Origin of the sequence: Alistipes communis (genome assembly GCF_006542665.1) — a bacterium.
Classification (GTDB): domain Bacteria; phylum Bacteroidota; class Bacteroidia; order Bacteroidales; family Rikenellaceae; genus Alistipes; species Alistipes communis.
Genome location: NZ_AP019735.1, coordinates 1,116,513 through 1,143,328, shown reverse-complemented (window position 1 = coordinate 1,143,328; position 26,816 = coordinate 1,116,513). Strand labels below are relative to the sequence as shown.

The 26,816-nt window shown below is 62.0% G+C and carries 21 protein-coding genes and 1 riboswitch; of the genes, 4 read left to right on the top strand and 17 right to left on the bottom strand.

The window, feature by feature from the left end; all coding sequences use genetic code 11:
* Positions 1–10: 10 nt before the first annotated feature.
* The 10 genes from FMF02_RS04560 to FMF02_RS04515 form a co-directional block, all read right to left on the bottom strand.
* The gene (locus tag FMF02_RS04560) at positions 11–1,132 is read right to left on the bottom strand and encodes an aldo/keto reductase (protein ID WP_141412352.1); all 1,122 of its coding nucleotides are present in this window, start codon (positions 1,130–1,132) and stop codon (positions 11–13) included.
* Between the two features lie 4 nt (positions 1,133–1,136).
* Positions 1,137–1,649: an ECF transporter S component gene (locus FMF02_RS04555; RefSeq protein ID WP_141412351.1), complete on the bottom strand. Its 513-nt coding sequence runs from the start codon at positions 1,647–1,649 to the stop codon at positions 1,137–1,139.
* Positions 1,650–1,701: 52 nt separating this feature from the next.
* Positions 1,702–3,618 (bottom strand): TonB-dependent receptor plug domain-containing protein, encoded by a 1,917-nt coding sequence (locus FMF02_RS04550; RefSeq protein ID WP_141412350.1) that lies wholly within the window; start codon positions 3,616–3,618, stop codon positions 1,702–1,704.
* Entirely contained in the window at positions 3,615–4,061 is a 447-nt protein-coding gene (locus FMF02_RS04545) for a DUF1893 domain-containing protein (protein WP_141412349.1), read from the bottom strand. The genes FMF02_RS04550 and FMF02_RS04545 overlap by 4 nt, the downstream gene beginning before the upstream one ends.
* Before the next feature lie 11 nt (positions 4,062–4,072).
* Positions 4,073–5,221 (bottom strand): aldo/keto reductase, encoded by a 1,149-nt coding sequence (locus FMF02_RS04540; protein WP_141412348.1) that lies wholly within the window; start codon positions 5,219–5,221, stop codon positions 4,073–4,075.
* Positions 5,222–5,227: 6 nt separating this feature from the next.
* A complete protein-coding gene (locus FMF02_RS04535; protein ID WP_141412347.1) occupies positions 5,228–6,643 on the bottom strand; it encodes an aldo/keto reductase in 1,416 nt (471 codons plus the stop codon).
* A gap of 12 nt (positions 6,644–6,655) precedes the next feature.
* Positions 6,656–8,161: a 4Fe-4S binding protein gene (locus FMF02_RS04530; protein WP_141412346.1), complete on the bottom strand. Its 1,506-nt coding sequence runs from the start codon at positions 8,159–8,161 to the stop codon at positions 6,656–6,658.
* A 234-nt stretch (positions 8,162–8,395) separates the two neighbouring features.
* Positions 8,396–8,953: a flavodoxin gene (locus tag FMF02_RS04525; protein WP_179952784.1), complete on the bottom strand. Its 558-nt coding sequence runs from the start codon at positions 8,951–8,953 to the stop codon at positions 8,396–8,398.
* A gap of 156 nt (positions 8,954–9,109) precedes the next feature.
* Positions 9,110–10,009 carry a helix-turn-helix domain-containing protein gene (locus tag FMF02_RS04520; RefSeq protein WP_141413571.1) on the bottom strand — a complete coding sequence of 300 codons (900 nt, stop codon included), beginning with the start codon at positions 10,007–10,009 and terminating at the stop codon, positions 9,110–9,112.
* 14 nt (positions 10,010–10,023) lie between these two features.
* Complete coding sequence (locus tag FMF02_RS04515; protein ID WP_141412345.1) at positions 10,024–11,007, bottom strand: DUF362 domain-containing protein; 984 nt, start codon at positions 11,005–11,007, stop codon at positions 10,024–10,026.
* A gap of 275 nt (positions 11,008–11,282) precedes the next feature.
* On the opposite strand from FMF02_RS04515, the gene FMF02_RS04510 reads away from it, so the two are divergent.
* Positions 11,283–12,185, top strand: a complete 903-nt coding sequence (locus FMF02_RS04510) for a helix-turn-helix domain-containing protein (RefSeq protein ID WP_141412344.1) — start codon at positions 11,283–11,285, stop codon at positions 12,183–12,185.
* 49 nt (positions 12,186–12,234) lie between these two features.
* A complete protein-coding gene (locus tag FMF02_RS04505; protein ID WP_141412343.1) occupies positions 12,235–13,221 on the top strand; it encodes a type I phosphomannose isomerase catalytic subunit in 987 nt (328 codons plus the stop codon).
* A 13-nt stretch (positions 13,222–13,234) separates the two neighbouring features.
* Here FMF02_RS04505 and FMF02_RS04500 read toward each other — a convergent pair whose 3' ends face one another.
* The 7 genes from FMF02_RS04500 to FMF02_RS04470 form a co-directional block, all read right to left on the bottom strand.
* Complete coding sequence (locus FMF02_RS04500; protein WP_162502271.1) at positions 13,235–13,870, bottom strand: GNAT family N-acetyltransferase; 636 nt, start codon at positions 13,868–13,870, stop codon at positions 13,235–13,237.
* 514 nt (positions 13,871–14,384) lie between these two features.
* Entirely contained in the window at positions 14,385–15,500 is a 1,116-nt protein-coding gene (locus tag FMF02_RS04495; protein WP_141412341.1) for an acyltransferase family protein, read from the bottom strand.
* Between the two features lie 149 nt (positions 15,501–15,649).
* Positions 15,650–16,720 carry a bifunctional 3-deoxy-7-phosphoheptulonate synthase/chorismate mutase type II gene (locus FMF02_RS04490; RefSeq protein ID WP_019130921.1) on the bottom strand — a complete coding sequence of 357 codons (1,071 nt, stop codon included), beginning with the start codon at positions 16,718–16,720 and terminating at the stop codon, positions 15,650–15,652.
* Between the two features lie 16 nt (positions 16,721–16,736).
* On the bottom strand, positions 16,737–17,573 hold the full coding sequence (locus FMF02_RS04485) for a prephenate dehydratase (RefSeq protein ID WP_019130922.1): 837 nt from the start codon (positions 17,571–17,573) through the stop codon (positions 16,737–16,739).
* A 346-nt stretch (positions 17,574–17,919) separates the two neighbouring features.
* Positions 17,920–19,284 carry a TrpB-like pyridoxal phosphate-dependent enzyme gene (locus tag FMF02_RS04480; protein ID WP_019130924.1) on the bottom strand — a complete coding sequence of 455 codons (1,365 nt, stop codon included), beginning with the start codon at positions 19,282–19,284 and terminating at the stop codon, positions 17,920–17,922.
* Between the two features lie 454 nt (positions 19,285–19,738).
* Positions 19,739–20,032, bottom strand: a complete 294-nt coding sequence (gene hpf / locus FMF02_RS04475; protein ID WP_019130925.1) for a ribosome hibernation-promoting factor, HPF/YfiA family — start codon at positions 20,030–20,032, stop codon at positions 19,739–19,741.
* 29 nt (positions 20,033–20,061) lie between these two features.
* The gene (locus tag FMF02_RS04470) at positions 20,062–21,018 is read right to left on the bottom strand and encodes a tyrosine-type recombinase/integrase (protein WP_019130926.1); all 957 of its coding nucleotides are present in this window, start codon (positions 21,016–21,018) and stop codon (positions 20,062–20,064) included.
* Between the two features lie 172 nt (positions 21,019–21,190).
* Positions 21,191–21,400: riboswitch (cobalamin riboswitch) on the top strand.
* A gap of 259 nt (positions 21,401–21,659) precedes the next feature.
* Here FMF02_RS04470 and FMF02_RS04465 point away from each other — a divergent pair.
* Together FMF02_RS04465 and FMF02_RS04460 are read left to right on the top strand one after the other, a co-directional pair.
* A complete protein-coding gene (locus FMF02_RS04465) occupies positions 21,660–22,556 on the top strand; it encodes a PL29 family lyase N-terminal domain-containing protein (RefSeq protein ID WP_141412340.1) in 897 nt (298 codons plus the stop codon).
* Positions 22,557–22,575: 19 nt separating this feature from the next.
* A complete protein-coding gene (locus tag FMF02_RS04460; protein WP_244611632.1) occupies positions 22,576–26,799 on the top strand; it encodes a leucine-rich repeat domain-containing protein in 4,224 nt (1,407 codons plus the stop codon).
* The last annotated feature ends 17 nt before the right edge of the window (positions 26,800–26,816 follow it).

The window sequence follows — 26,816 nt, the reverse complement described above, 5'->3', positions numbered from 1 at the left end:
TTTTATCCGGTTATCCGGCCGTTTCGAACGTCGCTGCGACCCGTTTCAGATCGTCGACGATCGGCAGGTGTTGCGGGCAGCTGCGTTCGCATTTGCGGCAGCCGATGCATTCCGAGGCGCGTCCGTGCGTCTGGGCCAGGTTGTCGTAGTAGGTCTGCTGGATCGAAAAGAGGTGGTTCACCGACTGGCGGTCGGCGTTGTAGAGCGCGAAGTAGTCGGGAATGGCGATATGCTTCGGACACCCCTCTACGCAGTAGCGGCAAGCCGTGCAGGGAATGGCGATCGCATCGTTGATGATTTTGACGGCTTCGGCCACCGTGGCGCGTTCGGCGTCGTCGAGCGGTCGGAAGTCGTGCATGTAGTCCGTGTTGTCGAGCAGCTGCGCCATCGACGACATGCCGCTGAGAACGGTCATTACGCCGTCCAGACTCGCGGCATAGCGGATCGCCCACGAGGCGGGCGAGAGGTCGGGATGCACGGCGCGGAAGAGTCGTTCGGCGGCGGGCGGAACCGTCGCCAGCGAACCTCCTTTGACCGGTTCCATCACCACGATCGGCTTGCCGTGACGGCGCGCCACGTCGTAGCAGCGGTGCGACTGGATGCTGGGATTGTCCCAGTCGAGGTAGTTGATCTGTAACTGCACGAACTCCGTTTCGGGGTGCGCCGCGAGGATCTCGTCGAGCAGCTCCGCGCTGTCGTGGAACGAGAATCCGACGTGGCGGATACGCCCCTCGGCTTTCATGCGGGCGGCGAAGGCGAAGCTGTCGAAGCGCTCGACGGTGCGGTAGTTCGCGGTGTTGAGGTTGTGCAGCAGGTAGTAGTCGAAGTAGTCGACGCCGCATTTCGAGAGCTGTTCGGCGAAGATCCGCTCCTGATCCCCTTCGGATTTGAGGAACATCGTCGGGAGCTTGGTGGCCAGTGTGAAGCTGTTGCGGGGATGACGCTCGACGAGCGCCTCGCGCACGACGTACTCGCTGTGGAAATCGTGGTACATGTAGGCCGTGTCGAAGTAGGTGAAGCCCCGTTCGAGAAAGGTGTCGACCATGCGTTCGACCTCGGCGATGTCCACGGCCTTGAAGTTACCGGCCTCTGCGAGCGGCAGCCGCATACAGCCGAATCCCAGTTTGCGCATCGTCTTACTTGCGGATTATGAAATTGATGAATGCCCAGCCGCCGAAGATTTGCAGCAACATGCCCGGCAGGCCGATGCGGAAGTCCTGCACGGCGGCGTGGAACGAACCCGTGAGGGCCCATTCGCCCAATGTGCCGGCCGCCTGGTAGAAGAGTACGACGGCTGCCAGCAGTGCGAGCAACGCACGGCGGAAGCGTGCGGCGGCATAGCCTGCGGCGCCGGCCAGCAGCACCGATTTGAGTACGATCGCGGGCAGTGCCGCCGCGGCGGGCATCCCGAAGAGCAGTGCGTTGGCTACGGGCGACGCAAGTGCCGTGAGCAGCCCCGCGCGCCAGCCGTACTTGTAGGCGCCCACGAGCGTGAAGAAGTAGATCGGCAGCCATGTCGGCCCGCCCAGACGGATCGTGTGGAAGAGCTGTGGCAGGACGATGTTGCCAGCGAGGAAGAGGGCGGCCGCCAGATAGGTTTTCGCTTCGCTGTATTCCAGCGAATAGAGTTTTACGGAAGTCGTTTGCATATCACTTTTTTATGAATGGTTGAATGAAAGTTCCGGTATTTCGAGTAATTCGTTAAAAGTGCATGTCCAGACCGCCCAGCACGGTTGCACGCGGCATGGGGAATCCGGCGTTGATCTCATAACGCTGCGCCAGCAGGTTCTCTCCGTCGACGAAGATACGCAATTTGCGCGAGATGCGGAAACCTGCGCGCAGGTTCCACAGGATGAAATTTTCCTGTGCGTCGCTGCCCGTCCCTCCGACGACGATCGAAGTGTAGAGACCCTCCACGTATTGCAGGCCCGTCGAGACCGACCAGCGGCCCTGCGTGAAGGAGGCTCCGACGTGGAGTTTGTGTTCGGGAGCGGCCAGCACGGGATGCTCCATGTGCAGGAAACTGTAATTGGCGTCGACGCTCCATGCCGCCGAGATGCGGTATGCGATTTCGGCTTCGACGCCCGCATTCTCGATCCGGCCGGTGTTGACGTTCATCTGCCGCCCGTCGACAGGCATACGCAGGATCAGGTTTTCGCCGTCGATATAGAAGAGATTGACGCCGTAGGAGAGCCGTCCCTCCCATAGCCGCTGCGAGAGCGACAGTTCGTAGCTCCACAGCCGCTCGGGACGCAGGTCGGGGTTCGCGGGGCGGAACATGTAGAGTTCGCGGATGGTGGGGTAGCGGAATCCTTTGCCGGCCGAGAGCTTGATCTCGGCGCTGCGCGGCAGGTGGAACGAGACACCCGCCTGCGGCACCCACTCGGTGCCCACATGGGAGTGGCGGTCGACGCGGAGCCCCGCATCGAGCGTCAGCCATGTGCCGAGCGACTGTCGGAAGTCGACGTAACCGGCCACCTCGTCCTGCGTCTTGTCGACCTGCGGCTCTTCGTGTCCGTCGAGAAACCGGTTCCACGATTCGCCGCCGAAGTGGAAGTAGTCGAAGCCTACCGTCAGCCGGTTGCCGGCGAAGAGCTGCGCACTCTGGTACCACGACACCCCCAGCATTCGGTCGCGCGAGTTGAACCGGTAGTCGAGCGGTTCGCTGCCCGCGGCATAGCCGTCGTCGATCTTGTGCCGCCCCCAGTTGTAGAAGAGGCTCAGGGCGCCCGACGTGCGGTCGTAGCGGTTGGCCAGGGCGGCGGAGGCCCGTCCGCGCGTGATGCGCGAGTCGTTGTCGATGAGCGGCGCCGTCACCTCGCCCGGATTCGATGCGTTGAAGTGCGTCAGGTTCACGTCGCCCGACAGCGTCCATGCTCTCGAAAGCTCGTATCCCAGCTTGGCGTAGCCGCCGTACTGTTCGAAGCCCATGTCGGCGCGGTGGCCGTCGGTGCGGTTGTAGGAGCCGGTGACGACGCTCGTGAAGCGTCCCTTGCGGATACGGTTCGACAGCTCGGTCTGCAACGTGTTGTAGGAGCCGTAGGCGGCTTGCAGGTCGGTGCGGATGCCCTCCTCGCGCTGCTTGCGCGTGACGATGTTGATGACGCCGCCCATGGCGTTGGAACCGTAGAGTACCGAGGCGGGGCCGCGTACGACTTCGACGCGCTCGGCCAGCATCGACTGGTAGGCGTCGGCGATCGGATGTCCCATGAGCCCCATATACTGCGGATGGCCGTCGATGAGTACCAGCAGGCCCGTGGTCGGCAGCCCCGCCTGTGGTGCGCCGCCGATGCCGCGCAGCGACATGCCGCCCGCCGCTCCGGTCGAGACTCCGTAGCCCATGATCCCGCGCGCGGTGGCGAAGAGCCCCGGCACCTGTTCGGTGAGTATGGGCAGCAGCGATTGCCGGCCGCTGCGTTCGATCGCGGCGCGGTCGACCACCGAGACGGTCATCGGAAGGAGGCGGACGTCGGTTTCGTTGCGCGTGCCCGTGACGACGACCTCCTCGATCGGGTAGACGGGGCGCTGCCGCACGCTGTCGGGCAACTCGTCGGCGACGGCGGCCGGAACTGCGAACAGCAGCGCGGCTGTCAGTATAGGGTGGAAAAAGGCTTTCATTTTTGTCCTTCGATAAAGTTGCGGATCAGCGGCAGCGCTTCGGCGGCGGTGGCGCAGTCGCGGCAGAGCGTCTCCACGGGGCATTGCCCCGTTCGTGTCCGGTTGACGATATAGGGTACTTCGAGCGTGTAGCTCACGTGTACGGGCGATGCGGCGAGCAGCAGCCGCGCCGGCCGGCTGATGACGTCGGCGTGGAGTTCGCCGATGCCGCCCAGAATCATCAGCGCCGCCGCGCCTTTACCCACCACCTTGTCGGCGACGAAAGCGCCGTCCAGCAGTTCGGGCTCCTCTTCGAGCAGGCGGTAGAGGTCTTTCACACCCCGTTCGCGGAAGATGCGGGTCACATCGCCGTTGCGGATTACGCACGAGCACGCTTCGACATGCAGCAGGTCGATGAGTTGCAGCCGCTGGTCGTCGGTCAGGAAGGTCGTGTTTCGTTTCATGGTTTGTCGTTTCAGTATCCGAACCGTTCGGCGGCGCGGTGCATCGCCTCGACGATCTCTACGCCGAACGGGCATCGGGGTTCGCACAGCCCGCAACCGATGCACTCCGAGGCGTGGTGCGCGAGCGTGCGGTAGTGTTCGCGCACCGTTTCGGGAATCTCGCCCTGCACTTGCGCGAGGTTGCGGAATTTGTTGACTGCCGCGATGTCGATGCCCGCCGAACAGGGGGCGCAGTGGCCGCAGTACATGCAGTGTCCCCGCCACGAGAAGCGTTCCAGCCCCGTCATCACCGCAGTGTAGTCGCGTTCGGCGGCCGGAGCGTCGCACCACGCCAGCGCCGCTTCGATCTCCGCGCGGCTCTTGCAGCCGACCATGACGGCCGCCACGGCGGGGCGCGTGAGCGCATACTCGATGCACTGCACGGGCGTCAGTGCGCGGCCGAAGGGCGAGTTCGCCTCGCTGAGCAGGTCGCCGCCGCCGTAGACCTTCATCACGTCGATGCCCACGCCCGTGCGCTCGCACAGTTCGTAGAGCCGTTCGCGTTCGGGATCAACGTTGTGCAGCGTGCGGGCATAGCTTTCGTCGGCCCACAGCGCGTCGACGTCCTCGCTTGCGGGTTGCAGGTCGTAGGCCGGATTGATCGAGAACATCAGTACGTCGACGAGTTCTGTTTCGACGGCCATGCGCGCCACGGCGGGGTTGTGGCTGCTCAGACCGATCGAGCGGATGCGCCCCTCGGCTTTGAGCCGCTGGGCGAGCCGGATGATCGGCCCGTCGAAGACCGTGCGCAGGTCGGCCTCGGCGTCGACGTAGTGGATCATCCCCACGTCGAGATAGTCGGTGCGCAATTGCCGCAGCTGTCGTTCGAACGAGTCGGCGCTCTTCTGCGGATCGCGCGTGCGCAGGTATTGGTCGTTCTCCCATACGGTGCAGAGGTGGCCCTGGATGATGAACTCCCCGCGCCGTCCTTCGAGCGCCGCACCGATGTCGGCGCGCAGGTCGGGGTTCGACGAGTAGATGTCGACGAAGTTGATGCCGTGTCCAATCGCGAAGTCGAAATCGGCCTTCACCTCTTCGGCCCGCTTGTGCATGAAGCCCTCGCAGCCGAGTGCCACGGCGCTCACGCGGAGCCCCGTTCGTCCCAATGTCCGGTATTCCATAGGCCGTCAGAATTCCCTGTTCTGTTTGAGGTCCTCGACGAAGCGGTCGATTCGCTGCATCTGCGCGGGGATGTCGATGTTCTGCGGACAGTGCGGCACGCATTGGTTGCAGCCGATGCAATGGTCGGCCTGCCGCAGGCGCGGCACCGAACGGTCGTACCCCACCAGAAAGGCGCGCCGTGCCTGCCGGTAGGCGCTGTCGCGCGACGACGAGGGCATCCGTCCTTCGTTGATGCACTTGTTGAAGTGGAGTAGGATGCCCGGGATGTCGAGCCCGTAGGGGCAGGGCATGCAGTACTTGCAGTCGTTGCACGGAATGGTCGGATAGCGCAGCAGCGCCTGCGCCGTCTCTTCGAGAAATTCGCGGTCGGCGTCGGTCAGCTCGTCGAGCGGCGAGAAGGTGCGCAGGTTGTCCTGCAAGTGCTCCATGTAGGTCATGCCGCTCAGCACGGTCAGCACGCCGGGAAACGATCCCGCGAAGCGGAAGGCCCACGAAGCGACGCTCTGCTCGGGGCGGCGCTGGCGGAGTTTGGCGGCGATGTGGTCGTGTACGTTCGACAGGCGCCCGCCCAGCAGCGGTTCCATGATGACGGCCGGAATACCGCGGCGGCTCAGTTCGCCGTAGAGGTATTCGGCGTCGGTGTTGCGCGTGTTGACCTCCTTGGCGTGGCGCCAGTCGACGTAGTTGAGCTGGATCTGCACGAAATCCCACCGGTAGCGGTCGTGCTCCGCGAGCAGGCGGTCGAAGACCGCGATGTCGCCGTGGTAGGAGAATCCGAGATTGCGGATGCGTCCCGCCTCGCGTTCGGAGAGCAGGAAGTCGAGGATGCCGTTGTCGATGTAGCGTGCTTCGAACTCCTTCATTCCGCCGCCCATTCCCACGCCGTGCAGCAGCAGGTAGTCGATGCGGTCGACCTGCAACTCCTTGAACGAGTTGCGGTACATGGCCATCGACGCTTCGCGGCTCCACGTGGAGGGGGCGAAGTTCGAGAGCTTGGTGGCGATGTAGTAGCTTTCGCGCGGATGGCGTTTGAGGGCGATGCCCGTGGCGCGCTCCGAGCGTCCCTTGCAGTAGGCGGGCGAGGTGTCGAAGTAGTTCACGCCGTGGGCGATGGCGAAGTCGACCAGCCGGTTGACCTCCTCCTGGTCGATCTCGTCGGCGCCGTCGCGTGCGCTGCCGCCGCTGAGGGTCGGCCAGCGCATGCACCCGTAGCCCAGCAGCGATACCTTCTCGCCCGTCTTGGGGTTGGTGCGGTAGGTCATCCGGTCGGTCGGAATTTCTCCCTGTGCCGTGCGGTCGCCCGTTGCGGCGTTGCGGCGCGAATCGCATCCGGTCAGTGCGGCGGCCGTGGCGGCCGTGCCGACGCCCAGCCGTTTGAGGAATTCGCGGCGGGCCATGCCTTTCTTATCGTTGGTCTCCATGGGTTTCGGGGGTTAAATGGTTCGGTGGCGTTCGTGCCCTTCGACGTAGATCGCGCTGAACGGGCGTGCCGGACAGAGGTTTTCGCAGGCGCCGCAGCCGATGCAGCGCTCGGTGTTGACGACCGGAATCTTCGGCGAGTCGGGATCGGCGGTGTCGGACGGAACCATCGTGATGGCCTCCGACGGGCAGTGGCGGGCGCAGTTGCCGCAGTCGACGCCGTCGGTCAGGGGTACGCAGTTGGCACGTATCCAGACGGCATGGCCGATCTGCACGGACGACTTCTCGGCCGCCGTCACGGGGAGGATCGCTCCTGCGGGGCAGACCTCGGAGCACTTCGTGCATTCGGGGCGGCAGTAGCCGCGTTCGTAGGACATTTCGGGCTGCATCAGGGACGTGAGTTTTTCCGAGGGCCGCAACACGCCGTTGGGACAGACGGCCACGCAGAGCTGGCAGCCGGTGCAGTGGTGCGCCATGTTGCGCAGGCTCGCGGCGCCGGCCGGGACGATCGGCGTCGCACGGCGGGGAATTTTTTTCTGTTCGATGACGGCCAGCCCGCCGTCGGTGAGCTTCTCCTGTGCACGGAGTGCCGTGTGTGCGGCGAATACGCCCGTAAGCGACAGAAAACTGCGGCGCGAAAGACCGGCGGGGTTCTCCTCTCTTCCCGACTCTCTCTTCTCTTCCTTCGCCGGCTTGCGGGTTTTCGGCCGCAGTTCGTAGGCGATGGCGTTTTTGTGACAGGTGTCGATGCAGTCCATGCAGACCACGCAGCGGCTGTAATCGATCCGGTGGTGTTCGACGTCGATGCACGACGCCTTGCAGTTGCGTGCGCAGCGGTTGCAGCCGACGCACTTTTCGGTGTCGATCGCGGGGCGCAGCAGCGAGAAGCGCGCGAGGAAGCCCAGCACCGTACCCACGGGACAGACGGTGTTGCACCACGTGCGGCCGTTGCGCCAGGCCAGCACGGCGATGAGGGCGAAAGTAGCGGCCGCTACGGCGAAGGTCGCCGCACTGCGCACCCAGACGTCGGTGCGATAGAAGGCGTAGCTGTCGATGCGTTCGGCGAAGTAGGCCAGCAGGTTGTTGCCCCAGCCCCAGAGCGGAGCCAGCAGGTTCTGCGCGATGCGGCCGTAGGCGCTGTACGGGGCCAGCAGTGCGACCAGTGAGCCGATGCCTGCCGCGAGTGCGGCGATGAAGAGGGCCAGCACGGTGTAGCGCAGCGCCGTTTTCGCGGGCGAGTAGCGGAAGCGGTTCTTCCGGTGTCTGCCCGCCGCCCACGACACGCCGTCCTGCATCACGCCCAGCGGGCAGACGACCGAGCAGTAGATGCGGCCGAAAAGCAGCGTGGCGACGACGAGCGCCGCTACGACGCCGACGTTCACGGCCAGCAGGGCCGGCAGGAACTGGATGCGCGCCAGCCAGCCGAACCATGCGTGGAGCGTGCCGGTGAAGTCGAGAAAGAGCAGCGTGACGAGCGCGAAGCAGACGACGGCCGCTGCGATTCTGAGTTTGCGTAGCATTCGATTCGGTTTTGGTTGTTCGTTGTTTTCCGTTCAGGGGCAAAGATAGGAAAATCCGGATGACGACCGATGCGTTGTCTGTATTTCCAACGGTCGTTTTATGTGTTTTTGTGTTTGTCCGCAAAAATGGCCTTCGTCGGATTTCGGTGGGCTCTCCAACGTCTGCCGCCCTGCGCGGCGGACTGCGACTCGCATTCGCCCGTGCGGTTCCGACCGTCGGCGTGCCGTCCGCACTCAGCGTCCGGCCGCCTCGACGAGCTGTCGGATTTCGCGGTCGGCCTGCGCTGCGCCGCTGCCGCGGACGGGGACGCCGCTGCGCACGGTCGCGCCGGGGCAGAGCCGTCGGATGTCGGCTTCGCTGCGGCCCATGCGGCTCCCTTCGTGCGTCATGAAGGGGATGAGGGTCTTGCCCGTGAAGTCGTGCGCTGCGAGGAAGGTCGCGACGGGCGGTGCGACGGTCGACCACCAGCAGGGCGAACCGATGTAGATCACGTCGTATCGCCCGGCGTCGGGCAGGTCGGTTTTCAGCGCCGGACGGTAGTCCGCGGCGATCTCGCGCCTGGCCTGATCGACGACGGCGCGGTACTCCGCGGGGTAGGGCTTCTGCGGGACGATTTCGAAGAGATCGGCACCCGTGGCCGCAGCGATCCGTTCGGCCACGGCGCGCGTGTTGCCGCTGTGGGAAAAGTAGGCCACCAGCACTTTTTTATCGTTCGGCGCCGTTTGGGCGTCGCCGCTCTCGGCGGCAGCGAAGAGGGTGGTGAGCGTCAGAAGAATCGTTTTCGTTTTCATGGTTCTTGTCGTTTGTCTGCCGGTCGGTGCCTCCCGACCAGCGTTTCATCTGCAAAGATAGGGCGGCGGATCATGCCGGACGATAGACGGATTACGGAGATTCTTACCATTTTTACCGCTCGGAACAGTCGGCCGGACAGCCGGTTGCGCAATGCGTCAGTTGATGTTTCTGTACCTGTTGGGAGTGCAACCGACCACGTTCTTGAAGAGTCTGGTAAAGTGCGCGGGGTATTTGAATCCCAGTTCGTAGGCCACCTCGGCGATCGAGCGCGCGGGGTCGGCGATGCGCTCCTTGGCCGCATCGATGAGCCGCAGGCGGATGTGCTCCTGCGCCGTCTTTCCCGTCAGGCGTTTGACCAGGTCGCCGAAGTAGTTGGCCGACAGGTGGAGCTCCTGCGCGCAGTACTGCACGGTAGGCAGCCCTTCGGTCTGGGGTTTGTCGGAGAGGAAATAGTCGTCGAGCGTGCGTTCGAAGCGCGCCAGAATATCCTTTCCCGCCACGTCGCTGCGCGTGATGAACTGGCGGTCGTAGAAGCGCACGCAGTAGTTGAGGAACATCTCGATGTTGTTCACGACGAGCGTGCGGCTGTGGCGGTCGATGGCGTGCTGCAACTCGTGGCGGATGTTGTGCAGGCAGTCGAGGATCGTGCGCCGCTCCTGCTCCGAGAGGTGGAGCGCTTCGCGTACCTCGTAGGAGAAGAAGGTGTAGTTGCGGATGTTGCGCCCCAGCTGCGTACCGCGTAGCAGGTCGGGGTGGAAGAGAAGCGCCCAGCCTTTGGGCTGGCGCAGCTGCCCGTCGTCCTTCGCGCCGAAGACCTGTCCGGGTGCGAGACAGACGAGCGTTCCTTCCTGATAGTCGTAGGTCTGGCGGCCGTAGATCATGTCGCCGCACTTCACGTCTTTGAGGAAGATGGCGTAGACGCCGAAGGAGCGCAGCGAGGAGCGGATGGGTCGCACTTCCGAGAAGTCGATGACGCTGACGAGCGGATGCAGCGTCTCGCAGCCCAGCGAGTCGTTGTAGTCGAAGACGTGGTCTACTCTTACGATGTCGTTCATCATTCTGTGCGGATTTAATTATCGATGTCGATCAGTTCGTAATCGGGATCGCCCAGCCCGATCGCGGCCGCGTGGTCGAGCGTATGGGTGCCGTGGCGCGACTCGATGCGCTCGATCAGGTGGACTTTGCCGGGATCGTCCGATGCGTAGACCAGGTCGACGCAGGCCTTGTCCAGCGCCACGGGGTCGGTCGAGGCGAGGATGCCGATGTCGCCCATTTCGGGTGCCGCAGGGTGGGCGTCGCAGTCGCAGTCGACCGAGAGGTTGTTCATCACGTTGATGTAGAGGATCCGCTCCCCGCAATGGTCGGCGACGGCCTTGGCCGCTTCGGCCATCGATTCCAGGAAGTCGTCCTGCGGGGGCAGGGCGCTCCACATCTCGGCGGCGTTTTTCGTCTTGCCGGCCGAGTGGATCCACGCCTTGCCCGCCGACGAGGCGATGCCGATCGAGATGTTCTTGATCGCGCCGCCGAAGCCGCCCATCGCGTGCCCCTTGAAGTGCGACAGCACGACCGTGAAATCGTAGTTCAGAAAGTTTTTGCCCACGTAGTCCTCCGCGAGGTGCCGTCCGCCCTCGACCGGAAGCGCCGTTTCGCCCTCGGCGTCCATGATGTCGACCGCGGCGATGGCGGTGAAGCCGTGGTCGGCAGCCGCTTTGAGATGGTCGGCCGTGCGGGCACGTCCACCGCCGTAGGCGGTGTTGCACTCGACGATCGTGCCGCCGACCTTGCGTACCAGCGGTGCGACGAGCGCCGGTTGCAGGAAGTGGTGTCCGCCCGGTTCGCCCGTCGAGAGTTTGACGGCCACCCGTCCCGTGGCTTCGCGGCCGAGCGCTTCGTAGATGCGCACCAGCGCCTCGGGCGTGATCGTGCGCGTCAGGTAGACCTTGGGATTCGCGGTCTTCTCCTGCGGCGGGTTGTCGTTCGCGCGGGCCCGCCCTCCGCAGGCGCCTGCGCACAATGTCAGCGACAGGAATGTCGTCATCCAGATTCTTTTCATCGTATCGTTGAATTTCGTTTTTCGTTTTCCCGCCTCGGCATAGCCCGAACAAATTCGGCTCTGCACTCGGCTTAACGAAAAGGTTCGTTTTTTCGATCGGTTCCGTCGTCTTCGGGCGCAAGTCCGGCGACGCCTTCGGTTCCGACACTGCAAAAATAGCGCATCGGCACTTCCGGTCCGTTATACGGATCACGGATTGTCTTACCATTATTACGGTTGTCGCGTAAAAACCGAAAAAATGCGTAACTTTGCGAAGGTCTCAAAATGCCGCGATCATGGAGAACGTATTGAAACTGGATCGTGTCGAACAGTATAACGATCTGGTGCACTATCCGACGCTGCACCCGCTCGTCAGCGTCATCGACTTTTCGCAGTGTCCGCTCTGCGAGCGCGTCCGGTTCTGCGTGGGGTTCTACACGGTATTTCTCAAAGATGTCAAGTGCGGCGATATCCAGTACGGCCGTCGCACCTACGACTATCAGGAGGGGACGCTCGTCTTCCTCGCCCCGGGGCAGTGCGTCGGGTTCGACAATCGGGGCGTGAAATTCCAGCCCAAAGGCTGGGCGCTTCTCTTCCACCCCGATCTGCTGCGCGGCACGCAGCTGGGGCGCAACATCCGCAACTACACCTTCTTCTCCTACGAGGTACGCGAAGCGCTCCACCTCTCGGAGCAGGAGCGGCGCACGATCCTCGACTGCCTGCACAACATCCGCCACGAGTTGCAGCACGCCATCGACCGCCACAGCCGCACGCTCGTCGTGAACAACATCGAGATGTTCCTCAACTACTGCGTGCGCTTCTACGACCGCCAGTTCATCACGCGCAGCGACGTGGCGGGAAAGGATATTCTGGCGCGCTTCGAACGCACGCTCGACGACTATTTCCTCTCCGACAAACCCCAGACCGAAGGGCTGCCCACCGTGCAGTACTGCACGCAGGAGCTCCACCTGTCGGCCAACTACTTCGGCGACCTGGTCAAACGCCTGACGGGAAAGACGGCGCAGGAGCACATCCGCCTGCGGCTCATCGATGCGGCCAAGGAGCGCATCGCCGACCCCGCGCGCTCGATCGCCGAGGTGGCCTACGAACTGGGATTCAAATACCCCGCGCACTTTACCAGACTCTTCAAGAACGTGGTCGGTTGCACTCCCAACAGGTACAGGAGCCGTTTCGACTGAGTGCTCGGGAGTTCCGGTAAAAAAGAATCTTACAAAATCGATAGATATCATGTATCCTTTGAAATTCGAACCTTTCCTGCGTCCCATGATCTGGGGCGGCGAGAAGATCGCCGCCTACAAGGGCGTCGAGACCTCCGTGCGGTCGATCGGCGAGAGCTGGGAGCTGTCGGGCGTCGCCGGACACGAATCGATCGTCGCCGAGGGGCCCTGCAAGGGTGTTTCCCTGCCGGAGCTGATCGACCGCTACGGCGCCGAACTGGTGGGAAAGAGCAATTACGAACGTTTCGGCAACGAATTTCCGCTGCTGGTCAAATTCATCGACGCCCGCGAGGATCTGTCGATTCAGGTACACCCCGACGACCGTCTGGCGTGGGAGCGTCACCGGATGCACGGCAAGACCGAGATGTGGTACGTCGTTTCGGAGACGGGCGGCGCCAGTCTGCGTATCGGTTTCGACCGCCGCGTGGATGCCGAAACCTATGCCGCGGCGGTAGCCGACCATACGATCTGCGACCTGCTGCGCGACCATCCCATCGCTGCGGGCGACGTCTTTTTCCTGCCGGCGGGGCGTGTCCACAGCATCGGCGCCGGCGCTTTCATCGCCGAGATCCAGCAGACGTCGGACCTGACCTACCGCATCTACGACTACGACCGGCCGGGGCCCGACGGCAAGCCGCGCGAACTCCATACCGAGCTGGCCAAGGAGGCGATCGACTACACCGTGCCGGACGACTACCGCACGCACTACGAGCGGATCCGCAACAAGGACACGGAGCTGGTCGCCTGCCCCTATTTCACCACGCACCTCTGCGACGCCACGTTCAGCGTGCTGTGCGACTATTCGGCGCTCGATTCGTTCGTGGTGCTGATCTTCGTCGCAGGTGCGGGCGAGTTGGTCGATTCCGAAGGGAACCGTGTGGCGGTGCGGCAGGGCGAGACCGTACTGATCCCCGCCTCGACGCGGCAGGTCACGCTGTTGCCGGGACACGGGGGGCTGCGCTTCCTGAGCAGCTACATCGAAACGCCCGAAGAGTAGCCGATCCTTCCGATCACCGGAACGCCGTGCGGCGCCATTCGTCGATCTCGGCGGGGGCGACCGTGCGGCGCAATACCTCCATCGCCTCTTCGAATTCGTTGGGGTAACGCTTCATGCCCGTCCCCTCCTTGCTCCGCATGACGATCGTCTGCGTGCGGCAGAAGCGGAATCCGAGGCTGCGGTAGAGCCGCAGCGCCCGGTGGCTCCACGTCTGCGTATGCAGCAGGATCGCTTCGCCGGGGGCGAGTCGTACGGCCCGTCGTACCGCCGCCGTGGCGATCGCACGTCCCAGACCCCGTCCCTGGTGGGCGGGTTCGACGGCCACCCATTGGAGTTGTAGCTGACGCAGCGATGCCTCCTCTTCCGTCCATGTCGTCGCCGTTGCGACGGGTTCGTCCCGTTCCGTGACGACGAAGAGGCACCGCAAGGCGGCTTCGGGCAGGTAGACGCGCTCGAAATAGGCGCGCGCCGCCGCTTCCTCGGAGAACTCTCCGACCGAGGTTTCGATGCGAGCCCAGTGGCGTTCGTCGCCCGGCACGAAGGGGCGGATGCGATAGCCCGCAGCAGGAGCGGGCGGAGCGAGCCGTTCGGCGACGGCGGCTTCCATGCGCATGATGATGCTTTTGTAAGGGAGCGATTTGTCGAGCATGGTATCTGATTCTGCATGTATGTTTTTCGGCCTCTCCGGCATCGCGAAGAGCGCGCTCCGCACCGCTTGTGCGGAGCGTTCCGATTAGGGCCGGATCGGGAGTATGCGGCCTGTTCCGTTGTCGGGCGCTGCCGCGGTTCAAAGTTAACGATTTCGTTCCGGTTACCGAATCCGGCAGCGATTTTTCGGCTCGGAGGGCGCGGATTTGCGGTTTCGAAAGGTAATTCGTCTCGAAATCGAATAAAATAATCTTTTATTTGTAAATATACGGTGGAAAATTTTGTAATCTGAATTTTAGTTTCTATATTTGTTTTGTCATGAAAGTTTTGGGTTGAAAAACCGAAATCTTTCTTCGTCAAGTTTGCATATAGGTTGATAATTATGTAAGGGGGCATCGGCCGGGCTGATTCAGTCCGGCCGATGTTTTTGCGTTCCGGAGGGATCATTTCGAAACGAAAAGAGAACCTGCGACGAAGTGCCGCAAGCTCTCTTTTTTCGCTGTGCACGGCAGCGGTCAGACTTTCAGGAAAATCCGCTTTTTATAGAGGAAATAGAGGAAGAGCCAGCTGACGAGCAGATAGCCCGTGCTGGCGACGACCGGTGCCAGCGCCTCCGGCATCTTCGCGGCCAGACCGCCGAAAAAGAAAGCGGAGATCCCCTTGAAGTCGACGATGCGCTGCGCCATGTAGATCGTAATCGAGTTGAGCCCGATCACCTGGAACGGCAGCACCCAGCCCTTGTATCCCTTGACGTCGATGATCCAGTAGAAGAGGGCGAACATGCCGAGCGAGTATCCTGCGACGACGCAGACGAACGAGCTGGTCCACAGCTTCTTGTTGATCGGGAAGCTGAGATCCCACAATATGCCGACGAGCGTGAAGGCGACAGCGGCCAGCGCCATGTAGAGTGCCTTGCGATTGCCGGAGAGACGTTGTTCGGAGAGGCGGACGAACTCTCCGGTGAGCATTCCGAGCATCGCCGTGGCGACGGCCGGCACCGTGGAGAGCAGCCCCTCGGGATCGAAGATCTTGTTGTGGAGCTTGCCCGGCAGCAGCAGCCGGTCGATGTAGCCCACGATCGTTCCCTCCATCGAATAGACGTCGGCGCCCGCCGGAGCGTCGGGAGCGGGGACTAAGGCCAGCAGCGCCCAGTAGCCGACGAGGATCGCGCCGACGATTCCGATGCGGGTGCGGGTGCGGAAGTTGAGGAACAGCATCGCGGCGAGCGCCCACGCCAGGCCGATACGGCCCAGTACGCTGGCCGTGCGCATCGGCCAGTCCAACCGGAAGAGACCGTTGTAGATCAGTCCGAAGAGGATGAGCAGTGCGCCCCGTTTCAGAATCTTGCGGTAGAGGTCGCCCTGCGTCGCCCCCAGCGATCGCTGCTTCGCGAGCGAAAAGGGATAGGAGATGCCCGCGATGAAGAGGAAGAGCGGGAAGATGGTGTCGTGATGCGAGAAGCCGTGCCATGCGGGATGGCTCATCGATTCGGCGACGGCTGCCGATACGTCGCCCGGAAAGAGATGGCAGACGTTGACGACGAGCGTTGCGAAGCCCATGATGAAGAGCATGTCGAAGCCTCTCAGGGCGTCGAGCGACAGCAGGCGTTGGGAGAGTTTGGGTTCATTCATAAAGTTAGGGTTATAAGGTTGAATTTCATTCTTCGTTTTCTCGCCTCGGCATAGTCCGAACGAATCCGGCTCCGCCCGTTTGCCGACCGGCTGTTTTTGCGTGAGAACATCCTCTGCTGCGGAGGGGTTTCCGCCGGTCGGGGAGCGGGTCAGCCGTTGATGACCTTGACCTGTTCGTGGACGGACTCTTCGTGGATGGCTTGCAGCAGTGTCTTGACGAATTCGGGGTTGATACCCAGCTCGACGGCCTGTGCACCGCGTTTGTTGAGGATTTCGTCGTAACGCTTGGCTTGCAGGATCGGCATACTGTGCTCTTTCTTGTACTGCCCGATCTCGCGCGAGATGCGCATGCGCTTGGCCATGAGTGCCAGCAGTTCGTCGTCGAGCCGGTCGATCTGCTGCCGCAGTTCGGCCAGCGGTTCGGTGGTCTGGGTCGTTTCGCGCACGACGAGCGTATGCAGCATGAAGCAGAGCACGTCGGGGGTCACCTGCTGTTGTTTGTCGCTCCACGCCTCGTCGGGGGTGCAGTGCGATTCGACGATCAGCCCGTCGAAGCCCAGGTCCATGGCCTCCTGCGAAAGCGGCGCTATCAGTTCGCGTTTACCGCCGATGTGGCTCGGATCGCACAGCAGCGGCAGTTGCGGCAGCCGGCGGCGCAGTTCGATCGGGATGTGCCACTGGGGCTGGTTGCGGTAGATCGTGCGGTCGTAGCTGCTGAATCCGCGGTGGATGGCTCCCAGCCGCCGGAGGCCGGCGTTGTAGAGACGTTCGATGGCGCCGATCCAGAGTTCGAGATCGGGATTGACCGGATTCTTGACCAGCACCGGAATGTCCACGCCGCGCAGCGCTCCTGCCAGTTCTTGCATGGCGAAAGGATTGGCCGAGGTGCGGGCGCCGATCCACAGCAGGTCGACCCCCGCTTTAAGCGCTTCGAAGACGTGGCGCTCGGTGGCCACTTCGGTCGAGACGTACATGCCGGTTTCGGCCTTGACACGTTGCAGCCAGCGCAGTCCTTCGACCCCCACGCCCTCGAATCCGCCGGGCTTGGTGCGGGGTTTCCAGATGCCGGCGCGGAAGATCTTCACCTCCTGCGCGGCGAGCGCGCGGGCGGCCGCGAGCACCTGCTCTTCGGTTTCGGCACTGCACGGGCCGGCGATTACGAGCGGCCGCCTGGCCGGGATGCCGGGAAGTATGATGGGTTGCAGATCGTTCATTTCCATAATCTTATCGGGGTATTTATTCGTTGAATGCGGCGTATTCGCCCAGAATTTTGAAATCTTTGGTCAAAGGGGTGATCGCGTCGATCGACTGCCGGTAACGGGTGTAGTCCGCAAAGGATACGTCCACGTAGAAGCGGTACTCCCATTCGCAGCCGATAATGGGCATCGACTGGATTTTGGTGAGGTTGATGTCGTAGAACGAAAGGATGGTCAGTACTTTGGAGAGGCTTCCCTGGGTATGCGGCAGGCTGAATACGAGCGATGCCTTGTCGGCGCGGGCGGAACCCGTGTGGCGGTCGGCGTGGTAGCGGTCGGCCAGCAGCAGGAAGCGCGTGAAGTTGCGTTTGTTGGTCTCGATACCCTCTTCGAGAATCTCCAATCCGTAGCGTTCGGCCGCCAGCCGGCCGCAGATGGCGGCGTGTCCCGTGAGACGGCGTTCGGCGATCTCGGCGGCGCTGCCCGCCGTGTCGTCCCGCTCGACGGCTTTGAGCTGCGGGTGGGCTTTGAGGAATTCGCCGCACTGCATCAGGGCGATCGGGTGGGAGTTGACTTCGCTCAGCTCGTCGAGCCGTTGGCCGGGAAGGGCCGCCAGCACGTGCGAGATGCGCAGTTTGCATTCGCCGATGATCTGCGATTCGCTGCGGCGCAACAATTCGTGATTCTGCAACAGACTGCCGGCGATGGTATTTTCGATGGCGACGATGCCCAGCAGCGATCCTTCGTGCCGCATCCGTTCGAACTGCGCCTCGAACGTCCGGCAGGGGACGATCTCGATCGGCTCGTCGCCGAAATAGCGCCGTGCGGCCTCTTCGTGGAAACACCCCGGCTCGCCCTGAATGGTAACCTGTTTCATCCGTAGTGTCAATAAAAAATCCCGTTCGCGGCGGAACGGGATTCATACGTTATTCATTTCGTAATCGATTCAGACCATACAACCCCGTTCTCTATCTGCTAAAATAGAAAAAGCTGAAAAAGTTGTATGCAAAACCGAATGACTGCATGTCTTCAATCGTCTGTATGGAACAAAAGTACGAAAAAGTCCGGAAGATGCAAATTTTTTCGGAGTTTTTTTACGAAGGCGGCGAAAATCCCTGCGGCCTTCCTGACGGTGTCCCGGCGAAAAAAGAGTTCCCTCCGCCGGAGGGAACTCGAACCGGCCGGTCGGCCGGCGGAAATCGGAGAGAAGGAGGCGCAGGGCGTTATTTGATGATCCGGTCGAGCTGGTCGATCGTGCGTCGCAGTTCGGCGTCGGTGACGGTGTAGTCCTGCAACTTGTCCGCGAAGTACTGTTCGTAGGCGTAGAGATCGATCATGCCGTGGCCCGACAGGTTGAAGAGAATCGTCTTCGACGCTCCCTCCTCCTTGGCGCGCAGCGCTTCGCGGACGGCGGCGGCGATGGCGTGGGTCGATTCGGGAGCCGGTACGATACCCTCGGTGCGGGCGAAGAGCAGCCCCGCACGGAAGGTTTCGAGCTGCGGAACGGCCTGCGCCTCGATCAGCCCGTCGCGGAGCAGTTGGCTTACGATGCTGCCGGCACCGTGGTAGCGCAATCCTCCGGCGTGGATATCTGCCGGCTGGAAGTTGTGTCCCAGCGTATACATGGGCAGCATGGGAGTCATGCCCGCCACGTCGCCGAAGTCGTACTGGAACGTGCCGCGCGTGAGTTTGGGGCACGAGGCGGGTTCGACGGCCACGATGCGCGTGCGGGCTCCTTCGCGGAGGTTGCGGCGCAGGAACGGGAAGCCGATGCCTGCGAAGTTCGAACCGCCGCCGAAGCAGCCGATCACCACGTCGGGTTCGTCGCCCGCCATCTCCATCTGCACGAGCGCCTCCTCGCCGATGACGGTCTGGTGCAGCAGCACGTGGTTCAGTACGCTGCCCAGGCAGTAGCGCGTGTCGTCGGGGTGCTGTACGGCTGTCTCGACCGCCTCGGAGATCGCTAGCCCGAGGTTGCCCGAGCAGTCGGGATCGTCGGCCAGAGCGCGGCGTCCCGCATCGGTCAGCGTGCTGGGCGAGGGGATCACCTCGGCTCCCCACGTGTTCATCAGCAGCTTGCGGTAAGGTTTCTGCTCGTAGCTGACCTTGACCATGAAGACTTTCAGGTCGAGGCCGAAGTACTGGCTGGCCAGCGCGATGGCCGAACCCCATTGTCCGCCGCCCGTTTCGGTCGTCAGGTGCTTGATGCCCTGTTTGGCGTTGTAGTAGGCCTGCGGCAGGGCCGTGTTGGGCTTGTGCGAGCCGGCGGGCGAGACGCTTTCGTTCTTGAAATAGATCTTCGCCGGCGTGTCGAGCGCCCGTTCCAGCGCATAGGCCCGCACGAGCGGCGTACAGCGCCAGATGCGGTAGAGGTCGCGCACCTCGTCGGGGATGTCGATGAAGCGTTCGGTCGAGAACTCCTGCCGTACGAGTTCTTCGGCGAAGATGCAGTTCATCTGTTCGGCCGTCACGGGACGGCGGGTGCGGGGATCGAGCGGCGGCAGCGGTTTCTGCGGCATGTCGGCCACGATGTTGTACCATTGGGCGGGGATCATCTGATCGGGCAGCAGGATTTTTTTCGTTTTCATGACTGATAAGGTATTTGATTGTTTTTACGGGTTTGCGGTCGGCGCGGGGCAAAAAAGAAATCCGTCGTTACTTGTCAAGTAAACAACGGATTCCTAACTCTTGCGATCGGTATGTTCCATCCACGGCAGTGCCAGCGTCATTGTTTACTTAAAACCAATGAGCGCCACCACCAATTCTGAGCCGTGCGGTTGCTGAACATGCTTCTCTTCAAAAATGTCTTCGAGGCAAATATAAATAAAAAATCGGCAGGTTGTACGTTTTGCCGGAAAAAAGTTGCGGATGGATTGCACCACCCCCCCCCTCCGACCGGCATGGTATCGGTCTTTTCGCAGGCGGCAGGAACTTCATATAATAAAGGTATCGCTGCGGAAGCCGCCGGTGCGGATTCGGGAAATGCGAACGGGAGGAATCCTCGTCGAAGACTCCTCCCGTCGCAAGCGTGCCGCCGTGCGGCTATTTCACCTTCTCCTTGAATTTCTCGATCTGGCGTTTCAGTGCGTCGATCGCCTCGTCGATCGCCTCCTCGAAGGCGCGGGCGCGGTGTTCGGCCACCATATCCTCGCCGGGCATGTGCAGCGTGATGGTCGCTACCTTGTTTCCTTTTTCGAAATCCTTATCCAATTTGAGAATCACCTCGGCGCCCGTGGCGCGGTCGGCGAAACGTTCCAACTTCGACATCTTGTTCTCCACGAATTCGATCAACTTCTTGTCTGCGTCGAATTTCACTGACTGAATCTGTACGTTCATAGCCTTGTCCTTTATAGTTTGACAATCGGTTACCGTGCTTGCGTGTCCTCTGTGGCAGCGTCGCACGGGGTTTCAATCTCTTCCTTTCTCCGCTCGCGGGGGTGCGCCTTGACGTAGATCTCCTGCAAACGGGTGATGCTGTTGTGGGTGTAGACCTGCGTGGCCTGCAACGAGGAGTGTCCCAACAGCTCCTGTATTTCGCGCATGTCCGCGCCGTGGTTCAGCAGATGCGTCGCAAAGGTGTGCCGCAGTACGTGGGGGCTCTTTTTTCCCTGTATGCCCTCCTTGTTCAACGCCTGTTCCACGATGCGCCGCACGACGCTCCGTGAAATGCGCGCTCCTTTCAGTGTTAAAATTAGTGCTTTTTCCTGAGAATTGCAAATGTTTTGCCGCTCGATCAGTTGGAGGTAATGGACCAGAATGCGCCGCAGAGGATCGACCAGCGGGACGATGCGCTCCTTGTCTCCCTTGCCGCGGATGCGCACCTGCCGGTAGTCGTCCGAGAAGTCGTTGCGGTTGAGGGCGATCAGTTCCGCGAGGCGGATTCCGCAGCCGTAGAACATGGCCACGGTCAGCGCGTCGCGCACGGTGACGAAATCTTCGCTGCCGGCGCGTCCGTTGATGTCGGCGATCACGTAGGCCATGCGGCTTTCGGGGACGAAGACGGGCAGACGGCGCGGCGTACGCAGCGAACGGACGCTCCGGAAGATATCCTGCGTGACGATTCCCTGCCGGCGCAGGTAATGCCACAATGCCCGAAGCGACGACACCTCGCGGTTCATCGACGCCGGGCCGATGTGCGATTTTTCGGTGCGGTAGAGAATCCATTCACGAATGTCCTCGGTGCGCAGTTGCGAAGGGTCGAACGACGCCTCGTCGACTCCCAGCCACGCCAGAAACCGTTCGATGTCGCGGCGGTAGTTGCGGATAGTGAGCGGGGAGTAACGGCGTTCGGCTTCGAGGTATGTCAGGAATTCGGGGAGCATTTACGACAAAGATACAACTATTTTGCCGGAAAATGAAGCCGCTGCGCATGCGGGGCGGGCATAGGCCGGCCGGCGCAGCGGCGTTCGCCGGCCCTGCGGCGACGAATCCGCATGAAAACGGCGGAAATGAAATAAAAGTGAAACGGAATTTGCGAATTCCGATCGTTTTTTCATACCTTTGCCGCGTCAAGGTTTCCGCAACGGGAGTCTTCTCCTGTCGGAATTAATAGGGAACGCGGTGAGAATCCGCGACAGTACCTGCTGCTGTAAGTCCCCTCCCTTTCGGGAGCGAAGTCTATCGCATTCTTTGCCACTGGTGAAATACCGGGAAGGCGCGGTCGACGGGATAAGTCAGAAGACCTGCCTCGATGAACGATTTACACCCGCGGGTTTCGGGTCGGAATCACACGAGATAGTTTTCTGCGTGCTATTTTTCTGTCGATTTCTTCACCCTTCCCCTTGCGTCGTGTAAGTCCGCAAACGGAATCAAACGGCGTAGTTATGTCATACGGATCGGTAATCGGGAGTGCGAGGAGCGCGGCATGGCCGTCGCTCCCTGCATCGTGTGTCTGCGGATCGCTCCTGTCCGACGCGGCCGTTTTTCGGCGCATCGAAATTCCAAACCAAATAAATCTTGTATTATGAAGAAAATCTTTACGCTATTGGCGTTCGCGGCATGTTGTGCAGCGGCAGCATGGAGCTGTTCGGACGAGTACGACGACTCCGGACTCCGTCAGGAGATCGCGGACATCAGACAGGAGATCGCCTCGATGAAGGAGCAGGTGAATTCGTTGAAGACGCTCGTCGACGCCCTGAACGGCAACAAGTTCATTACGAATTATACGGAGTCGGACGACGGTTGGTCGATTACGTTCAACGACGGCAAGACCATCACGATCCGCGACGGCGAGAAAGGCGCCGACGCTCCTGTTCTGGGTATCGCCAGGTTCGAGGGTGTCTACTACTGGACGCTGGGCGGCGCCGACGAGTGGTTGCTGGACGATGCCGGCAGCAAGATTCCGGTGGCGGGGCAGGACGGCAAAACCCCTTCGGTCGACGAGGAGGGCTATTGGACGATCGACGGCGAGCCGGTCAAAGGTGCCGACGGCCAACCGGTCAAGGCGGTCGGCGAAGACGGTGATTCGTTCTTCGAGGATGTACGGCAGACCGACGACGAGGTGATTTTCATCCTTGCGGGAGGCGAGACGATCCGGCTGCCCAAAGCCAAAGAGGTGAACTTCGTCATCGAGCGCACAACACTGACGCTCAAATACGGACAGACCGAAAAACTGGCCGTCACGCAGAAGGGCGTCGAGAGCTATTCGATTTCGAAGCCCGACGGGTGGCGCGCTTCGCTCGACGGCGACGTGCTGTCGATCACGGCTCCCGTCGAAGGGAATATCTATGCCGAAAAGAGCGGCAAGGTGACGGTCGTCGCCGTGGGCGCTACGGCGACGGTCGTCGCTGCGGTCGAAGTCAATCTTCCGGTGTTCGACGACAACAACGCCGGTTCGAGCGACTGGGAGGAGTGGAACTAACCGATAAATGAGAAATCCGATGAAAAAGTACTTATATATTGCCTGCGGTTCGATGCTGGCCCTCGCGGGATGTACGCGGGATGCCGATGTCGAACCCGCCCGTCCCGTCGAGAGCGGAAAAGTCGTTTTGACCGGTCTTTCGGGAGAGGTTACCCGTACCGGATTCGGCGAGGCATCCGAGGGAGTCGTGCCGTTCCGGTGGAGCGCCGGCGACTGCATCTGGGTCGGCGACGTCAAGAGCGAGCCGCTCGAATCCTCCGGCGAAAAGGGCGCCTTCGTTTTCGAATCCGTCGCCGCAGCCGATTCCTACGACGTGATCTACAACATGACGGGTTCCGCCGCCCGCACGGCGTCGATCCCCGCCGAACAGACACAGACGGAGGCAGGTCGTCCCGATCTGGGGCGCAACGGCGATTTCGGCTATGCGACGGCCGATGCCAACCGTACGTTCGTGCTGAACCACGCGACCTCCTACGTCTGGTTCGACGTAAGTTCGGCCGACGTGACGGCCAGGCTCGAATCGATTTCGCTGAGCGTGTCGGGCGGCCATGCCATCGCCGGCGAGGCGGTCTTCGCGGAGGGTGCGCTCGGTGCGTGCGAGGGTTCGTCGTCCGTCACGCTGAATCTCGGCGGGGAAGGCGTCGCGTTGCCGACGCAGCACAGCGACACCGAGGTATTCGCCGCCATGGTGCTCTATCCGGCCGATCTGTCGGAGGCGACAGTCTCGGTCGTCTACACCTTCGCCGACGGTTCGGTCTACATGCAGAGCCGTGCCGGCCGGCGACTCGCGCCGGCCGGCACGCTGCGCATATCGGCTACGATCGCTGCCGCCGACTGCAAGCGCGACGGCGTCTTCTACCTGACCGAAAACGGTGTTGCGGAGGAGATTCCCGAATCGGTCACCTATCTCAAAGCGGTGACGCTGGGCGAAGGGAAACTCGCCGCCGCCGACCTCTCGGCGATCGCTTCGCGGTTGAAGGCGGGCGCGGTGCTCGATTTCGCCGAGGCGACCTATGAAGCCGCGGAGTTCCCGACGGTCTTCTCGCGCAAGACGACGCTGCGGGAGATTTCGCTGCCCTGCAATATCCTGACGATGCCCTCGACGGGCACCTATGCGACAGCGTTCTACGGTTGTACGGGATTGGAGACGGTCGCATTGCCCGACGGGTTGACCGAGATCGCGGCGCGGGCGTTCTCGGGCTGCTCGAAACTTGTGTCCGTCCGGTTGCCTTCCACGCTGACTTCGATCGGCGAGTATGCGTTCTATGACTGCAAGGCGCTGGCCGACGTCGTCGTGCCCGGAAAGATCACGACGCTTTCGCGCAGCCTCTTCGCCGGATGTACGGGTTTGAAGAGCGTGACGATTCCCGCCGGAGTGAAGACGATCGATTCGGGGGCTTTCAACAAATGTTCGGCATTGGAGAGCATCGAACTGCCCGAAGGGCTGACCACGCTCGGTTCGCAGGCTTTCATGAATTGCTCGGCGCTCAAATCCGTCCGTATTCCCGACGGAGTGACCGCTATCCCCAATGAGACGTTCGCCTATTGCAGCGTACTCGAAACGGTCGAACTTCCCTCGGCCTTGAAGACGATCGGCAATATGGGATTCTACAAAAACAACGCATTGCGGAGCATCTCCTTTCCGGAGACGTTGGAGACGATCGGCACCAACTCGTTCGATGAATGTCATTCGCTGGCCGATGTGACGATCGATATTCCGGTCGTTACCGATTATTCGTTCCGGGATTGCGGCTGTACGACGATCGTTCTGGGCGAGAAGGTGACCGAAGTCGGACGGAATGCTTTTTACGGCTATTCCGATAAGAGCGGAAACGTGAAGAGCATCACCTGCCGTGCGCAGACGCCGCCGGAGCTGGGGCAGACGCCGTTCGACGGCATCGGCAAAAATGTCGAGGGAAAGAAATACCTCTATGTTCCGGCGGCCTCTTACGAGGCTTATGAGAAAGAGTGGGCGTCCGTGATCGGTCAGGGATACATCCTCGAAGACATCAGCGATCAGGAGCTGACCGACGGTGTCTGGTACCGCGTTTCGCGCGAGGAGAAGTGGACGACGACGATGCCCGACACCTTCTCGGCGCTCTATGTCCGCACCGTGGGCGAGCAGACGATTTCGGCCGAGGCGTTGCAGTCCGTCGTCGCCAGACTCGCGGCGCAGTCGGCGCCCGCGACGCTCGATTTCAGCACGGCCGACTATGTTTCCGCCGAATTCCCTGCCTTGCTGGCCGGTAATGAGAAGCTGGGCGGAATCCGTCTCTTCGAAAATACGACGTCGATCGCCGACGGGGCTTTCAAAGGGTGTACGGCGCTGACCAGGGCGGTCGTTCCGTCGGGCGTCGCCGCAGTCGGGCCGAGTACGTTCGAAGGGTGCTCCGCTCTGGCGGAGGTCACGCTGCCTTCGTCCGTCGCATCGATCGCCGACAAGGCGTTCAGCGGTTGTGCTGCGCTGTCGGAGATCGCGCTGGGCAATGTGAAGAGCATCGGCGACGAAGCTTTCGCCGCCAGCGGATTGACCGAGGTGTCGCTCGGAGGTACGACGCTCGGTGCGAAGGCGTTCCGCGACTGTCCGGCGCTGGCTGAGGTCGAACTCGGTTCGATCGGCACCGTTCCCGCCGAGAGCTTCAAGGGGTGCACGTCGCTGACGTCGCTGACGGTTCCCGCTTCGGTGACCGCCGTCGATGCGGGTGCGTTCGAGGGGTGTTCGAAGCTCGCCGACCTTTCGCTGGGCAGCGGCGTGACGACCGTAGGCGACAGGGCGTTCGCCGACTGCGGCCTGACGGCGCTGGTGCTGCCCGACAATGTGACGGAGCTCGGCAGCGAGGTCTTTGCGGGTAATCCGACTCTTGCCTCCGTCAAGTTCGGAGCCGGCATTACGGCCGTCAGCGACGGAGCATTCGCAGGGAACGACGTCATCGAACGGCTGACGATTCCCAAGACGGTCGAGGCGATCGGCGCCGGTGCGTTCGCCGGTTGGTCGAAGCTCAACACGCTGACCGTTTCGGGCGACGCGCTCGCTTCGATCGGCAGCAAGGCTTTCGAGAATGCCGTGCTTTTGGCCCACATCTACTGCGAGCCGACGACGGCTCCGACGGTCGCGGCCGACAGTTTTGCGGGGGCGGGCGCTTCGGTTCAGGGCGCCAGGACCGTCCACGTCCCGTCGGTCGACGCCTATTCGGCGTGGACTGCGGCGTGCAGCGGTTATACGTTCGCCGCGTTGGGTGACGACTACCTGAGCGAAGGCGTCTACTACCGTGTTTCGGCCGGCGACAAGTGGTCTGCGGAACTTCCGGCATCCTTCTCGACGCTCTTCGTCAAGACGGCAGGGGACAATACGGCGATGAGCGCATCGCAGCTGAGTGCGGTGGCCGCCGCCGTCAAGGGACTGTCCGCCGCGGCGACCGTCGATCTGAGCGAAGCCGTCTACGAGAGCGCGACTTTTCCCGCCGTATTCAGGGACAACAAAAATCTGTCGGACATCGTGCTGCCGAAGAATATTACCGCCGTAGCGAAGCATGTTTTCAGCGGATCGGGTCTGATCAGGGCGCACGTTTCGGCGGCTATCACCTACGACATCAATACCTATGCGTCGTGCGCTTCGCTCGCGAGCGTCACGTTCGACGAATATGTGCCGAAGATCACTAACGCGATGTTCCAGGGCTGCCCGCTGACGCAGGTCGTGCTGCCCACCGAGGTCACGACGATCGGCTCGAATGCCTTCAACGGTTGCAAGTCGCTGGCGAAGGTCACCTTCGGCACCAAACTGAAAACGATCGGTTCCGCAGCGTTCAGTGGGTGTTCGGCGCTGACGGCGCTGATCTTCCCCGATGCGACGGAATCCATCGGACAGAATGCCTTTGCCGATTGTTACAATCTGCGGAGCGTTTCGTTCGGCCGCGGCATGAAGGAGATCGGAACTTACAGTTTTACCGGATACGACTGGACGGGGACGGGTCAGGGCGGTTGTCCGCTGCTGGGCGAGATCATCTGCCGTGCGACCACTCCGCCGACGCTGGAGGAGTCTTACGGTTCCGGACCGTTCGGCGGATCGTACGAGATCATCGCCGGCAGCAAGGCGGAGACCCGCGTCATCCATCTGCCCGAGAGCGACGACCCGTCGCTGAGTACGGGCGGCGGCTATGTGAATTCGGGCTGGGTGCAGCTGACCATGGCTCCCTACAACTTTACGTTCGTCTACGACGTGGAACCGACCGGCACGTGGAAATAGATCCGGCGGAAGTCAAC